Annotated in this window: 14 protein-coding genes; 4 read left to right on the forward strand and 10 right to left on the reverse strand. The window is 64.0% G+C overall.

From position 1 onward, the window contains the following. Nucleotides 1-206: 206 nt before the first annotated feature. Genes AC07T0_RS13620 through AC07T0_RS13630 form a run of 3 tightly spaced genes read left to right on the forward strand, consistent with a single transcriptional unit; the run spans nt 207 to nt 2,696 of the window. Nucleotides 207-1,310 (forward strand): ATP-binding protein, encoded by a 1,104-nt coding sequence (locus AC07T0_RS13620; RefSeq protein WP_495001667.1) that lies wholly within the window; start codon nt 207-209, stop codon nt 1,308-1,310. Next, nucleotides 1,279-1,938: a response regulator gene (locus tag AC07T0_RS13625; protein ID WP_495001668.1), complete on the forward strand. Its 660-nt coding sequence runs from the start codon at nt 1,279-1,281 to the stop codon at nt 1,936-1,938. The genes AC07T0_RS13620 and AC07T0_RS13625 overlap by 32 nt, the downstream gene beginning before the upstream one ends. A gap of 2 nt (nt 1,939-1,940) precedes the next feature. Continuing rightward, on the forward strand, nt 1,941-2,696 hold the full coding sequence (locus AC07T0_RS13630) for a PAS domain-containing protein (protein WP_495001669.1): 756 nt from the start codon (nt 1,941-1,943) through the stop codon (nt 2,694-2,696). A gap of 153 nt (nt 2,697-2,849) precedes the next feature. Here AC07T0_RS13630 and AC07T0_RS13635 read toward each other — a convergent pair whose 3' ends face one another. Together AC07T0_RS13635 and AC07T0_RS13640 are read right to left on the reverse strand one after the other, a co-directional pair. Next, nucleotides 2,850-3,893 (reverse strand): LLM class flavin-dependent oxidoreductase, encoded by a 1,044-nt coding sequence (locus tag AC07T0_RS13635; RefSeq protein ID WP_495001670.1) that lies wholly within the window; start codon nt 3,891-3,893, stop codon nt 2,850-2,852. 115 nt (nt 3,894-4,008) lie between these two features. Then, nucleotides 4,009-4,494, reverse strand: a complete 486-nt coding sequence (locus tag AC07T0_RS13640) for a flavin reductase family protein (RefSeq protein ID WP_495001671.1) — start codon at nt 4,492-4,494, stop codon at nt 4,009-4,011. A 190-nt stretch (nt 4,495-4,684) separates the two neighbouring features. Between AC07T0_RS13640 and AC07T0_RS13645 the strand changes: the two genes are divergently transcribed. Next, the gene (locus AC07T0_RS13645; RefSeq protein WP_495001672.1) at nt 4,685-5,692 is read left to right on the forward strand and encodes an Ldh family oxidoreductase; all 1,008 of its coding nucleotides are present in this window, start codon (nt 4,685-4,687) and stop codon (nt 5,690-5,692) included. A gap of 41 nt (nt 5,693-5,733) precedes the next feature. Here AC07T0_RS13645 and AC07T0_RS13650 read toward each other — a convergent pair whose 3' ends face one another. The 8 genes from AC07T0_RS13650 to AC07T0_RS13685 form a co-directional block, all read right to left on the reverse strand. Then, nucleotides 5,734-7,314 carry an aldehyde dehydrogenase (NADP(+)) gene (locus tag AC07T0_RS13650; RefSeq protein WP_495001673.1) on the reverse strand — a complete coding sequence of 527 codons (1,581 nt, stop codon included), beginning with the start codon at nt 7,312-7,314 and terminating at the stop codon, nt 5,734-5,736. A 23-nt stretch (nt 7,315-7,337) separates the two neighbouring features. Beyond that, on the reverse strand, nt 7,338-8,255 hold the full coding sequence (locus tag AC07T0_RS13655) for a dihydrodipicolinate synthase family protein (RefSeq protein WP_495001674.1): 918 nt from the start codon (nt 8,253-8,255) through the stop codon (nt 7,338-7,340). Between the two features lie 134 nt (nt 8,256-8,389). Next, complete coding sequence (locus AC07T0_RS13660; protein WP_495001675.1) at nt 8,390-9,418, reverse strand: trans-3-hydroxy-L-proline dehydratase; 1,029 nt, start codon at nt 9,416-9,418, stop codon at nt 8,390-8,392. Between the two features lie 159 nt (nt 9,419-9,577). Beyond that, nucleotides 9,578-10,300 carry an amino acid ABC transporter ATP-binding protein gene (locus AC07T0_RS13665; protein ID WP_495001676.1) on the reverse strand — a complete coding sequence of 241 codons (723 nt, stop codon included), beginning with the start codon at nt 10,298-10,300 and terminating at the stop codon, nt 9,578-9,580. Then, nucleotides 10,293-10,943: an amino acid ABC transporter permease gene (locus tag AC07T0_RS13670; RefSeq protein WP_495001677.1), complete on the reverse strand. Its 651-nt coding sequence runs from the start codon at nt 10,941-10,943 to the stop codon at nt 10,293-10,295. The genes AC07T0_RS13665 and AC07T0_RS13670 overlap by 8 nt, the downstream gene beginning before the upstream one ends. Before the next feature lie 9 nt (nt 10,944-10,952). Continuing rightward, a complete protein-coding gene (locus AC07T0_RS13675; RefSeq protein ID WP_495001678.1) occupies nt 10,953-11,618 on the reverse strand; it encodes an amino acid ABC transporter permease in 666 nt (221 codons plus the stop codon). Beyond that, nucleotides 11,611-13,392 carry a cis-3-hydroxy-L-proline dehydratase gene (gene lhpI, locus AC07T0_RS13680; protein WP_495001679.1) on the reverse strand — a complete coding sequence of 594 codons (1,782 nt, stop codon included), beginning with the start codon at nt 13,390-13,392 and terminating at the stop codon, nt 11,611-11,613. The genes AC07T0_RS13675 and lhpI overlap by 8 nt, the downstream gene beginning before the upstream one ends. 10 nt (nt 13,393-13,402) lie before the next feature. Then, nucleotides 13,403-14,221 (reverse strand): ABC transporter substrate-binding protein, encoded by an 819-nt coding sequence (locus tag AC07T0_RS13685; protein WP_495001680.1) that lies wholly within the window; start codon nt 14,219-14,221, stop codon nt 13,403-13,405. Between the last annotated feature and the right edge of the window lie 342 nt (nt 14,222-14,563).

Genomic DNA, 14,563 nt, shown 5'->3' on the forward strand with positions numbered 1-14,563 from the left:
CTGACTTGTTTCTTGCTGGGGAAGATAGTTTCCCAGAAGGAAATTCCACTCAATCCGAAAGAAGCAGTACCTCTTTGGAGATAGCTCGTCGTTATTGGCCTGCGGGGCATGGAAGTTGCTCGCTTGCAACCAGGGTTGAGCCAGCGGACGGGGAGTCATCGACAGTGCGAACACGACCACAGTGGTGGGCCCGCTGGTTTCAGCGCGTGAGCCCCGGGCAAGTCCGCCAGGTGCGCGGGCTGCTGGCCGAGTTGCCGCTGTGCCTGATGCACGCTGACGGTGCCTGGCCACGTCTGCTGGACCGTTTCGAAGCACTGTTGCCCGGTCACCGGTTGAATCTGATGCTCGGTGACGAGGACCTGGGCCCGTCCCGCAAGCAATTGACTCGCCTGTGCCAGGGCGAGGCGAACTGTCCCTGGCGCGGTGGTGCCGTCAGCGAGTTGCCGCAACCGTGCATGGCGTGTCGCCGGCACGGCACGTATCGCCTGCTCTGTGCCTTGCCGGAGGCGGGCACGGCGCAGCGCGGCCTGTTGTTGCTCGATGCCCCGGGCCCGCTCGGCCGGACCTTGCGCCAACTGCTGGAGGAGACGGCACGGGCGGTCGGGGTCACGGTGCAGCTGCTACGACACAAGCGCGAGCAGCAGCGCAAGCACGCCACCTCTCAGTACGGCGCGCTGGCCCGGGAGCTCCATGACTCGGTGGCCCAGCAACTGGGCTACCTGTCGTTCCAGGCGCGCCTGCTGCAATCGCGCCTGGGCGAGCCGGTGCAGGTGGACGCCGCGCTGGGTGAGCTGCGCAGCGGCCTCAGCCAGTTGCAGCGCCAGGTCCGCGAATTGATCACCAGCGCCCGGCTGACCATGGACGGGCGTTCGCTGCGCCAGGCCCTGGCGGACTCGGTGGCGGAGTTTTCCCGGCGTTGCATCATTGTTTTCGAACTGGACAACCGCCTGGCCGACGATGCCCTGAACCCGGAAACCGAATTGCAGATCTTGCAGATCATCCGCGAGGCCCTGGCCAACGCGGTGCGCCATTCCCATGCGCGGCACGTGCGCATCGAACTGCGCCAGAGCCAGGAGGGCGAAGTCTCGGTCGCGGTGGAAGATGACGGCATCGGACTGAGCCAGGCCTGTGGCGCAGACAATCATTTCGGCCTGGAGATCATTCGTGAACGGGCCAGCAGCATCGGCGCGCGACTGTCCATCGAACCGATCCGGCCCCATGGTGTGCGCGTGCACCTGGGCCTTTCCCGCCACCCAGACCACCCCGAGGGGAGTTTCAATGGACTGCACGACCTTGTTACTGATCGATGACCATCCGCTGTTCCGCAAGGGGCTGGCGCAGTTGTTCGCCGCCAGTGACGATTTCGAGGTGGTGGGCCAGGCGGCCAGCGGTCGTGAAGGCATCAACCTGGCGCTGAGCCTGGCACCGCAGCAGGTCCTGCTGGATTTGCACATGCCCGGCCTCAGCGGTTTGCAGGTGCTCGACGAGTTGCGCCAGCTGCGCCTCGGCTGTCAGATCGTGGTGCTGACGGCATCGATGGACCGTGGCGAACTGTTGGCCGCACTGCGCCTGGGCGCCAATGGTTATGTGCTCAAGGAGACCGAGCCCGATGCGCTGCTGGCCTATATGCGCAACTGCAACAAGGGCGCGATTGTCCTCGACGACAGCCTGGTTTCGCTGTTGGCTGGGCAGGGCGAATCCGCCCCGGCACCCCCGCGGGTGGAGCCCGGCGGCCTGACTGAGCGCGAAGGCCAGACACTGGCGTTGATCGCCGCCGGCATGAGCAACAAGCAGATCGCCCGCGAGCTGGGGATCAGCGACGGTACGGTGAAAATCTACGTGAAGAATCTCCTGCAGAAGTTGAACCAGCACTCGCGCCTGGAGCTCGCGGCCTGGGTGCACAACGCCGGTAGCCGGCGACCAGAGGAGCGTCATTAGCCATGGATAAGCGCGGATCATTGCTCGAATCGCTGTTGAACGAGCCGGCGGAGGCGGCGCTGGACCGCTTCCCGGTGGCACTGCTGGAACTTGGCGACGATGCGCGGATCGCCCGCTGCAATAGCGCCTGGGTTGCCTTGATGAACACCCCGGACGCCCAGCAGCCGCTGGTCGACTACGTGCATCAGGAGGACCGGCCGTTATGGCGCCAGGCGCTCCAGGCATTGCGCCGACGCCCCGAGACGGCCTTTAACCAGCGCCTGCGTTTCGTCCACCCTTCGGGTGAGCTGCGCTGGTTCGAGGTCAATCTCAAGCGCGGCGCCGACGGTTTTTACCTGGCGGTCGGCGATGTCACCGCGCACAAACGCCGGGAAATTGCCCTGCAGGCCAGCCAGCGCAGCACCCTGAGCCTGCTGGACAGCATGCCCGGGCTGATTTATCGCGGGCGTAATAATCGCGACTGGACCATGGAGTTCGTCAGCGCCGGCTGCCTGCAACTGACCGGTTATCCGGCGCAGCGCCTGGTGGACAACCATGACTTCACCTACAACAGCCTGATTCATCCGCAGGATGCCGATTACGTCTGGCGCGAGGTGCAATACGCCTTGTCGCGGCAGGAGGCGTTCGAGCTCAACTATCGGATCCGCTGCGCCGACCATTCGATCAAGGCGGTGTGGGAGAAGGGCGTCGGGATCTACTCGGACAATCGCGAGGTGCTGGGGATCGAGGGGGCGATTTTCGAACGCAAGGCGCCGTGATCCCGAGCCTGCAACGAAACCTGTAGGCGCGAGCGTGCTGACGATGGTCGTCAACGCTAACGCGGGCTACCTGATACCCATTGCAGCGTCACCTTCACCGCGCGCAATCGAGCCTCGACCGCCTGTTCCTACCGTTGCGGTCGAGACCAGGACTCAGCGAAACGCCGGCACAACCTGTTGGATAAACAGCTCCAGAGACTTTTTCTTCTCGCTGTGGGGCAGACTGTTGTCGCACCAGAAGCTGAACTCGTCGACCCCCAGTTCCTGGTAATAACGGATCCGCGCAATGACTTCCTGCGGTGTGCCGATCATGGTGTTCTTGCGGATATTCTCCAGGGCGAACTCAGGCCGCTCGGCGAACTTCTCTTCCGGACTCGGCGCCAGGAAGCCATTGACCGGCACCTGCTTGTTGCCGAACCAGGCGTCGAAGGTCCGATAGAATTTCGAGATCGCGCTGGCCCCGACCTTCCAACCGTCAGGGTCGTCAACCGCATGCACGTGGGTGTGGCGCAGCACCATCAGTTGCGGGCGCGGGACCTCGGGGTTGTTGTCCAACGCGGCCTGGAACTTGTTCTTCAGGTCCAGCACTTCCTCGTCGCCCTTCATCAGCGGCGTGACCATCACATTGCAGCCATTGGCCACGGCGAAGTTGTGCGAGTCCGGGTCGCGGGCGGCGATCCACATCGGCGGGTTGGGCTTTTGGATCGGCTTGGGCACGCTGGTGGAGGTGGGAAATTTCCAGATCTCGCCATCATGGGCATAGTCGCCCTGCCACAGAGCGCGCACCACGGGAACCATTTCCCGTAGCGCCTGGCCGCCGGAGGAGGCCGGCATGCCGCCGGCCATGCGGTCGAACTCCACCTGGTAGGCGCCACGGGCCAGGCCGACTTCCATCCGGCCATTGCTGATCACGTCCAGCAGGGCGCATTCCCCGGCGACCCGCAACGGGTGCCAGAACGGCGCGATGATGGTGCCGGCGCCGAGGTGAATGGTGCTGGTTTTAGCCGCGAGATACGCCAGCAGCGGCATCGGGCTCGGGGAAATGGTGTATTCCATGGCGTGGTGCTCGCCAATCCAGACGGTGCTGAAGCCGCCGGCCTCGGCCAGCAGGGTCAGTTCGCTCAGGTCTTCGAACAGCTGGCGATGACTGACACTTTCGTCCCAACGCTCCATATGGATGAAGAGGGAAAACTTCATGACGCTTACCTCGGATTTTGTTGTTGGCCGGCAGGTCTGACTGCTGAATTGTTGGTATACCATAATACTGTTTATTGCCGTGAAGCAAGGACCGTTTGCCGGTCGGCGTCAGGGCTCAGGCGAGAACGGGCAGGGCGCCCATCTTGCCGTGGCAGTAGATCATCGGGCCGGCGTCCTGGCGCGGCACAATCAGATTCTTCACCGCACCGACCATGATCGCGTGGTCACCGCCTTCATACTCGCGCCACAATTCGCACTCGATGATGGCGCTGGCGTTGGGCAATAGTGGGTTGCCCAGTTCGCTCAAGGTCCACGGGATGCCCTGGGCCTTGTCCTTGCCTTTGCGGGCGAAGGCGTAGGCCTCGTTCTGCTGCCCGCCGGACAGCACATGAATGGCGAAACGCTTGTTCCTGATCAGCACCGGATAGGAGTCGGAACTGTAGTTGGGGCAGAACAGCACCAGGGCCGGCTCCATGGACAGGGAACTGAAGGCGCTGGCGGTGAGGCCTACCACTTGGCCATCGTCATCCAGGGTGGTGATTACGGTAACCCCGGACGGGAACGAGCCCATGACTTGTTTGTAGATGGCGGCATCGATCATTGCACGGTCCTCGGATGGCTGAAGCGGATTTATAGATTTTCAGGTATTATGGTATACCGTAATACCATCTGTGCAAGGCTTTTTTGCGGGCATCGGCGGTATGCCGAATTCGTCATCGAGCCGGGCTAAAGCGATCAAGCCGCGAGTCCGCGAATAGGCCAGTCTGGAGCGTCTGTTCGAGGAGTTGACGATGATCCGACTGTCCCTGGCTGAAGCTCGCGAGCTGGCCGAATCGATCTTGCTGCATAACGGTTTCAACCTCGCTCACGCCCGCGCGGTCACCGACACGGTGCTTGCCGGCGAGCGCGATGGCTGTGCCTCCCATGGCCTGTACCGGGTGCTGGGCTGTGTGAATTCCCTCAGGGCCGGCAAGGTAGTCGCCGATGCCCTGCCGCAGGTCATCGACCAGGCGCCTTCGATCGTGCGTGTCGATGCGGCGGGTGGTTTTTCCCAATTGGCGTTCCAGGCGGGCCTGCCGTTGCTGCGGGAGAAAGCCCGGGCCAACGGGATCGCCGCGTTGGCGATCAATCGCTGTGTGCATTTCTCCGCGCTCTGGGTCGAGATCGAGCAACTGACCGCGACCGGCCTCGTGGCCCTGGCCTGCACGCCCAGCCATGCCTGGGTCGCGCCGGCGGGCGGGAGCCAGCCGGTGTTCGGCACCAATCCCATTGCCTTCGGCTGGCCGCGCCCGGGCCACGATCCCTTTGTCTTCGACTTCGCCACCAGCGCGACGGCGCGTGGCGAGATCGAGTTGCACCGCCGTGCCGGCAAGGCGATCCCCGAAGGCTGGGGCGTGGATGCCCAGGGACAGCCGAGTACCGATGCGAATGTGGTGCTCGATAGCGGCGCGATGTTGACGTTCGGCGGGCACAAGGGCTCGGCGTTGGCGGCCATGGTGGAACTGATCGCCGGGCCTTTGATCGGTGACCTGACCAGTGCCGAGTCGCTGGCCCATGACGCCGGTAGCAAGTCGTCGCCGTACCATGGCGAACTGATCATCGCGTTCGATCCGCAGCGTTTTCTCGGTGCGGCCAGCGAGCAACACCTGGCCCGTGCCGAAACCCTGTTCGACAATATCCAGGGGCAGGGCGCCCGCTTGCCGTCGCAACGGCGGTATGCGGCGCGAGCGCGTAGCCTGGTGGAGGGGGTACGGATCCCCGAGGCGCTGTACAACGATCTGAAAGCGCTGCTGGGCTGAGTGAAGGAGGGCGCCATCGGTCCAGCCGATGGCGCTGTTTTTTACAGTGGTGCGCGCAGGCTGGTGCCGTCCACCAGGCGATTGATACCCAGCGGGTTGGCATTTTGCAGTGCTTCGGGGAGTAAGGCGTCCGGGCAGTTCTGGTAGCACACCGGGCGCAGAAAGCGCTCGATGGCCAGGCTGCCAACCGACGTGCCCCGGGCATCGGAAGTGGCCGGATACGGCCCACCGTGGACCATGGCATCGCCGACTTCGACCCCGGTCGGATAGCCGTTGAACAGCACCCGGCCGACCTTTTGCTCCAGCAGCGGCAGCAGCTCCGCGTGGTTTTGCAGATCGCCGGCTTCGGCAATCAGCGTGGCCGTGAGTTGACCGTGCAAGCTCCGTAGCGCTTGTTGCAGCTCGGCCTGGTCGGCCACTTCAACAAGGACGGTGGTGGGGCCGAAGACTTCTTCCTGTAACAGCGGATCGCCGTTGAGCAGCAGGCGGACATCGGCCTTGAACAGTTGCGGCTGTGCCTGGTGCCCTAGCTGAGCCTTGCCGGCCAGATGGCTGATGCCGGAATGATCGAGCAGGGCCTGCACGCCATTGCCGTAGCTGCGCAGCGTGCCGGCGTTGAGCATGGTTTGCGCCGCTTGTTCGTTCATCAAGGCACTGAGCAGAGCGGTGAACGCGGTGAACCTTGGCGAAGCGATACCGAGCACCAGGCCCGGATGGGTACAGAACTGACCGCAACCCTGCACCACCGAAGCCACCAGCTCACGGGCGATTTTCTCGCCGCGCACTTGCAAGGCTTCGGGCAACACCAGCACCGGATTGATGCTGCTCATTTCGGCGAACACCGGAATCGGCTGTGGCCGCGCGGCGGCCATATCGCAGAGCGCGCGGCCGCCCGCCAGCGAACCGGTGAAACCGACGGCCTGGATCGCCGGGTGCTTGACCAGGGCTTCACCGACACCGGCGCCGTAGATCATGTTGAACACGCCTTTGGGCATGTCGGTTTGCTCGGCGGCGCGGATGATTGCATCAGCCACCCGTTCGGCGGTCGCCATATGCCCACTGTGGGCTTTGAACACCACTGGGCAACCGGCGGCCAGGGCGGCCGCGGTATCGCCGCCGGCGGTGGAGAAGGCCAGCGGGAAATTGCTCGCGCCGAACACCGCGACCGGGCCGACGCCGATCCGGTACTGGCGCAGATCGACCCTGGGCAGCGGCTGGCGCTCGGGTAGCGCGCGGTCGATGCGCGCGCCATAGAAATCACCGCGGCGCAGCACTTGCGCGAACAGGCGCAGCTGGCCGCTGGTGCGCGCGCGTTCGCCCTGGATACGGCCGGTGGGCAGGGCGGTCTCCCGGGTGACCAGGGCGATGAAGTCATCATCCAGGGCATCCAGTTGCGCGGCGATGGCCTCGAGAAACTCCGCGCGCCGGTTGGCCGACAGCGCACGGAACGCCGGGTAGGCAGACGCGGCAGCCTGGGCGGCGGCGTCTACTTCCCCAGTGGTGGCCTGGGTGAAAACGAAGGGCAGGGGCTCACCGCTGCTGGCGTCATGGCTGCGCAGGGTGATAGTGCCGGCGGCGCTGCGCGCACCGCCGATGTAGTTGTGGCCGATGATCTCGGACATGGAACACTCCTGTCGGAAAAAACTCAGAGACCGACGTCCGGCAAGTGCGGACGATTGGCCAGGGCCTTGGCCATGATCCGCTCGACGAACAGTCGATCGGCTTCTGGCAGGGCCAGGCGTGGTGGACGGGTCAGAGCGCTGCCGCGACCGGCAATGGCTTCGCACAACTTGATGCACTGCACCAGGTCGGCACGGGCGTCGAGGTGCAGGATCGGCATCAGCCATTCGTAGATCGGCATGGCTTCGGCGAAGCGCCCGGCCTTGGCCAGGCGGAAGATGGTTTCGCCCTCGACCGGGAACACGTTGGACATGCCCGAGACCCAGCCTTCGGCGCCCACCGCAATGCTTTCCAGCACCACATCGTCGAGGCCGGCGAACAACACAAAACGGTCGCCGACTTCATTACGCACGTCGATGAAACGTCGGGTGTCGCCGGAGGAGTCCTTGAAGCACACCACGTTGTCGCAGTCGGCCAGGGAAATCAGGATGTCCGGGGTCACGTCGTTTTTGTAGATCGGCGGGTTGTTGTAGACCATCAGCGGCACGTCGGCGTTCTTCGCCACGTAGCGGTAGTGCTCGGCGGTCTCGAACGGCTTGGAGCCGTAGACCAGCGCCGGCATCAGCATCACGCCGTCGACCCCGGCCTTACGCACGGCGTTGGCCACCTTGGCCGCCTGCACGCTGGTGAACTCGGCGACGCCGCAGATCACCGGCACACGTCCGCGCGAGACATCCACCGCGACTTCGGTCACGGCGATCTTTTCTTCGGCGCTCAGCGAGGTGTTTTCCCCCACCGAACCGCAGACCACCAGGCCGGAGACGCCATCACGGATCACGTTGGAAATCACCTGGTGGGTTTTTTCCAGGTTGATGGAGAAATCGTCGTTGAATTGAGTGGTGACCGCCGGGAAGACGCCGCTCCAGTTGATGCGTTTGCTCATGATGCACTCCAGTGGTTTAACGTATTTCGTATACGATATTTTAAGTGAAAAGATTAGACCAGTGTTTTTTCGCTGGGCACCGTCATGGCGCCGTCGGTTTGTCTCAATCAGCCGTCTGGCGGTGGCGTTGGCGCTCAGGCACCGGGCCAGGTGTCCGACAACCGGTAGCCTTGTGGCCAGGGATCGCTCGGGTCGAGCAGCAATTGATGGGTGCCGGTGATCCAGGCCCGCCCGGACAGGCACGGATAGATCGCCGGACGTCCGGCCACTTCGGTGAGGGAGTCGATGCGGCAATGGAATTCCGAGCCGATGATCGAGCGCCCGATAAAGCGTTCGCCGACCTGTAGCAGGCCCTTGGCCTGCAACACCGCCATGCGCGCCGAACAACCGGTGCCACAGGGCGAGCGGTCGATCTTGCCGGGGCGGATCACCACGGCGTTGGCGCCACTGGCGACGCCGTTCTCGTAGACCAGCGGGGCGGCGATCTGGCAGAAGGAGATATGCGACCAGTCCGGGTTCAGCGGGTGGACGAAGCCCAGTTGCTCGTTGGCGGCGCGGGTGATCTTCAGGCCGATCGCGACCAGGTCCCTGGCTTCGTCGGGCCGAATGGCAAACCCCAGTTGTTGGGCATCGACAATGGCGAAGCTGTCGCCGCCATAGGCGGTGTCGACCTGGATCGAGCCCAGGCCCTCGACTTCGATCCAGGCGTCGAGGCGGTCGGCGAACGACGGCACGTTCTTGATTTCCACCCGCTGGACCTTGCCGTCCTTGCATTCGGCTACCGCTTCGATCAATCCACCTGGCGCCTCAAGCACCAATCGGGTCTGTGGTTCTGTCATGGGCAGGATGCCGCTGTCGAGCAGCACGGTGGCCACGCACAGCGAGTTGGACCCGGACATCGGCGGGGTATCGGCCGGCTCCATGATAATCCAGGCCATCTGCGCCCGCGGGTCCTTGGCCGGCACCAGCAGGTTGACGTGGCGGAACACCCCGCCGCGCGGCTCGTTGAGGACGAAGTTGCGCAGGGTTTGATCCTCGGCGATCCAACGCGACTGCTCCCACACGCTGGCCCCGGGTGGCGGGGCGACGCCGCCGACAATCACATCGCCGACTTCACCTTCGGCGTGGCAGCTGACCACATGAACGATTTTCGAAGAACGCATTGCATACTCCTTGTGTGACTGGCCGCGGACCTTGTAGGAGCCAGCTTGCTGGCGATGGTCGTCAACGATAACGCGGGGCATCAGACTGATCGCGCCGTGGCGACGTTCATCGCCAGCAAGCTGGCTCCTACAGGAGCACGTTTCATTTAGGGATCATGTTTATTTCACGGACTTGAGGAACGCCGCCGTTTCCGGCTGCACGGGATTGCCGATGACCTGGTCGGGCGCGCCGATCTCGTGCACCAGGCCGTTGCGAAAGAACGCCACGCGGTCCGAGACATCCCGGGCGAAGCGGATTTCATGGGTCACCAGGACCATGGTCATGCCGTCTTCGGCGAGCATGCGCATGGTGTCCAGCACCTCGCCCACCAGTTGCGGGTCGAGGGCCGAGGTGGCCTCGTCGAACAGCATATAGTCCGGCGACATGGCCAAAGCGCGGGCAATCGCCATGCGCTGTTGCTGGCCGCCGGAGAGCTTGCCGGGGAAGGTCTTGAGCTTGTCGCCCAGGCCCACGTGGGTCAGTTGCCGGACCGCCAGTTCCTCGGCGTCCTGCTTGCTTTTGCCGAGGACCTTGCGCGGCGCCAGCATCACGTTCTCCAGCACGGTCAGGTGCGGGAAGGCGTTCCACTGCTGGAACACGATGCCGATCCTCTGGCGCAGGCGATTGAGGTCGGTGCCTTTGTCGTGGACCTCGATGCCGTCGACACGCACGCTGCCCTTGTGAATCGATTCCAGGCCGTTGATGCACATCAGCAGGGTCGACTTGCCCGAGCCGGAGCCGCCGATAATCGACACCACCTCGCCCTTGTTCACCGTCAGGCTGACGCCCTTGACCACTTCCAGGTCGCCGAAGGATTTGTGTACGTTGTCGATCTCAATCATTTTCTTGCCACCTTCTTTCCAGACGAGCGCCGAGGCGAGCGACCACCAGGCTCATGACGTAGTAGATAAGGCCCGCGATGCACAGCACCAGCAGCGGTTCCTGGATGCGCGTAACGATGGTTTGCGAGGCGCGTAGCAGTTCGACGATGCCGATCCACATCACCAGCGCGGTGTCTTTCATCACCCCGAGTACCAGGTTCAGCCAGCCGGGGAAGGCCACTCGCGAGGCCATCGGCAGGACGATCCAGCGCAGGTCCTGGTAAAAGCTCAGGCCCAGCGAGCGACTGGCCCGGCGCAGGGTCAGCGGCACCGACAGCACGCCACCGCGGACGATCTCGGTGAAGTACGCGGCGGTGTAGACCCCGAGCACGATGCAGCCGACGCTGAAGGCGCTGATGTTCAGGCCGACGATGCTTTTCAGCGAATTGAACAACACGAACTGGATCAGCAACGGCACGCTGCGAAACGCATCGAGCACCCAGGCCAGGGGCAGGCTGGCGCGTGGCAACAACGCCCGCAACAAGCCGAACAGCAGCCCGGCGACAGAGCCGAGGAGGATCGCCCAGAATGTCAGTTGCAGGGTGATCCAGGCGCCGTTGAGCAGGAACAGCAGGTCGTTCCAGGAAAAACTGGTGGAAAACATGTCACCTCCTCAGTAGCGGAACAGTCGCCAGGCCATCAGCCGGGCTGCCGCGACGATCGCCTTGGCAATCAGGTAATACAGCACCGCTGCAATGGCGAAGAACTCGAAGGTACGGAAGGTCTTGACGTTGTACTCCTGGGTCACGCCGGTAAGGTCATTGTTCAGTCCGACCACCACCCCCAGCGAGGTCATCAATACCGCCCAGACCATCTGATTGCTCAGCGGATAGAAGACGATGCGCAACAGTTGCGGGACGATGATCATCCGGTAGGCCTGGAAGGCGCTCATGCCCAGGGAGCGCGCCGCGCGTACTTGCGTGTCGGGCACCGCCTTGAGGCCGCCGCGAAAGTTTTCCGCGAGATAACCGGCGTTGTTGAAGGTGATCCCGGCCAGCAGCGCGAACCATGAGCTGACATGCAGGTCCAGCGAACCGAGGCCGAAGTAGAGGATGTAGATCTGGAACAGCGAAGGCGTGTTGCGGGCAATCGACACCCAGCCGTTACCGATACCGCGTAGCAGCGGATTTCTGGTTTCGCGCATCACGGTCAGGGCCAGGGCGATCAGCACCCCGAAGATCATCGACAAGGCGGCGGTCTCGAAGGTGACCAGGGCGCCGCCGAGCATGTCCGGCAGGGCGCGCAGGGCCGCGCGCCATTGGAAGGTGTAATCAAACATGCGCGAGATTCTCCAGCGAGGCGGCAGGCGCCAACCAGGCCGGCAAACGCCCGCTGGCATTGGCGCTGCAGGCGGCGTCGACACATTCGGCGAGGCTGGCGAAGTGCACCTTGCGGCCCACCAGCCCGGGGGCGTAATGGGCGTATTTGCCCGAGTTGGTCATCAAGGTGGTGGCGGCCGGCGGGATCACCGGTTCGCCGAGCATGCACCAGCAGGTGTCGGTCACCAGGGTGGCGCCGAAGGCTTCGATCGGCGCGATATGCCCAGCGGCGCGCGCCTGTTCCAGGACCGCGCGGCCGCAGGTGATGGCGAGGACCACATCGGGGTGCTTGTGCCGACCCCGGCAGAGACGGGCCAGATGGGCAAATTCGCTGAGAGAAAAATGCGGGTTGCCCAGCGACACCACCTCCACTCGCGGATCACCAGCACTGTTGAGTTCACGCCAACTGAGCAGCAGGTCCGCCAGGCGGATTTTTTCCACCGGTAGCGCGACATCCGCGTCCAGCACCTGGGCCGGGTCGAGGGCCTCCGGGGTCACCCCGGCGATATGAAACAGCGGCGCCGCGGAGGTGGTGGCGAAGGCCGCACCGAAGGCTTTCAGGTCGTCCAGGCTCGGCTGGCGCTGTTCCAGCCCGAGCACCAGGGGAATCCGGCTGCCGGCCAGGGCACCGATGTGATACCCGAGCAGCGGGTAGAACGAATCGTCCAGTTCACCCAGGGCGGGCAGCTCGATTTGCAGCCGGGCCTTGCGCTGGGCGTCCAGATGGCAGCCGATCAACGGCGCGCGCCCGGTCAGGGCAATGCAGATATCCAGGTAATCGGGGTACTTCAGGGTGCGGGCGCCGAGCACGCTGTTGGCGTAGACCACGGCGTTGGATTCGGCCCAGACGATCTGTTCGCCGGCCTTCGGCGCGCTGTCGAGCAAGTACGGCGCGCAGGTGAAACTGAGCTGCGCGCCCATCGCCATATAGGCATCGCCCAGGGCACTGGCGGGCACGCCGAGGGCGGGGTCGACACCCAACTCGCGCCAGCGGCGCTGGTCCACGGAAATGGAATTGAGGGTGGTCGGGACGCGGACGCGCGCGCCCCATTGCACCAGTTGTTCGGCAAAGCGCAGGCTCGCAGGTCCCGTATAGATGCAGCCATCGATATGCGCCTGGGTCACGTCCAGCAAGGCGGGGGCGCCTTGCAGCTCGGCCATTTGCAGGATGATTTGCATGGCCACCTGGGCGGCCTTGCCATACTGGCCGTCGAGCAGGGCCAGGTCGTGTTCGCCGAGTTCGACGCTGCGGGTCGCAGGTCGGGCCTGCACCGGCAGGGCCGGTGCCTGCCAGTGATCGGCGGGTGGTGCGTCGAAGAGTTTCAGGCTGGCGCCTTCGACCCTGGCGAAGGCCTTGCCGCGCAAGGCGGCAAAGGCCTCCTGGCCGATGCACAGCACCGGCAGGGAACGCTCGAAAATCACCTGGGCCACCAGCACGCCGAGGGTCAGGATTTCATCCTGTTCGGCCAGCACCAGCGCCGCCGGCGCATGACCGTTGCTGATCAACTCCATCATGACGCTGCTGCCGGTACAGGAGCCGCGCCCGCTGGGTAGCGCCAGCACGCGGCCGGCCAGGTGTTCGCCGCTGAGGGGGTGATGGCGGTCGATCACCTCGCCACTGAACGGATCGACTCCGCCCCAGAAACTCAGGCCGACATCGGCGAACAGCAAGGGACCTTGGGCGGTCCCCTCGACCAGGCTGCGTCCTGGCAGGGAAGTGGGCGTGCTGGGCATTCAGGTTTCCTCAGTAGTAGACGTGGGGCACGGTCAGGTCGGTCGGGGGAATCTCGGTCCCGACCCATTTGACGAACAGCTCCTTGTAACGTCCGGTACGCACCTGTTGGTTGATGAACAGGTTGAGGTAGTTGATCAGACCGTACTCGTTGCGCTTGGCCCCCAGCGAGACGTAGTCGATCACGTAGGGCGCGTTGCCGGCGACCTTGAGGTTCTTGTATTTGCCTGATTTAAGCGTAGCGGCTGCCACGGTGTTGGTGACGACGGTGGCGTCGATATGACCCTGGGCGACGGCCAGGATGGTGTCGTTCTGCGATTGATAGGCGCGGAAGCTGCCGGTGCCCCAGCTCTTCTGGTCTTTTTCCAGGGCGAGGGCTTCAAAGGTGCCGCTGGTGTTACCGACCGGCTTGCCCTTGAGGTCTTCGTACTTGGTGACACCGGTGTCGCTGCGGGTCAGGACCACCATCTGGAAGGCGAAGTAGGGCAGGGACAGGCCAACGGTCTTGGCCCGCTCGAGGGTGTCGGAGGTGGAGGCGACGATCACGTCGGCACGACCCGAGACCAGTGCCGGAATCCGGTCCGGAAACGGCGTCTCGACGATCTCCGCATCGACCCCGAGGACTTTTGCCAGGTCGTTGCAGTAGTCGACGTCAAAGCCCACCGGCTTGTTGCTCTCATCGCGTGAGCCCATCGGCGGGAAGTCCAGGGTCACGGCGCAACGCAGCTTGCCCGAGCCAATGATGTCGTCGAGCTTGTCGGCCTGGGCCGTGGCGATAAAGGATGAACTGAGAACCACACTGAGCGCTGCGGCAAAAACGGGATTTTTCATGGAGACCTCGTTATCGGTGAGTGGTGTTGGCTGCCGTATTAGGAATTTCGTATACGATATTATGTTAGCAATGAATGTGCCTGTTTCAATGTCAGGACATGAATTCTTCGTGGGTCCTCGGGTTAGAGGGGTTGCCGGGGGGCGAGGGCTCAGGCGTTCGCTGATAAGGGGTGAGAGGGTGTTACAGAAGGGAGCATGTTTTCGCGGCAACGCCCTTTAAAGGAACACCGCCTTCAGCCAGCGCCGACTCGATCATTGACTCGGTCATTGTGGGAGCGGGGGGGGGGGGGGGGGGGGGGGGGGGGGGGGGGGGGGGGGGGGGGGGGGGGGGGGGGGGGGGGT

This window comes from Pseudomonas sp. GW821-FHT04D07 (assembly GCF_059420225.1).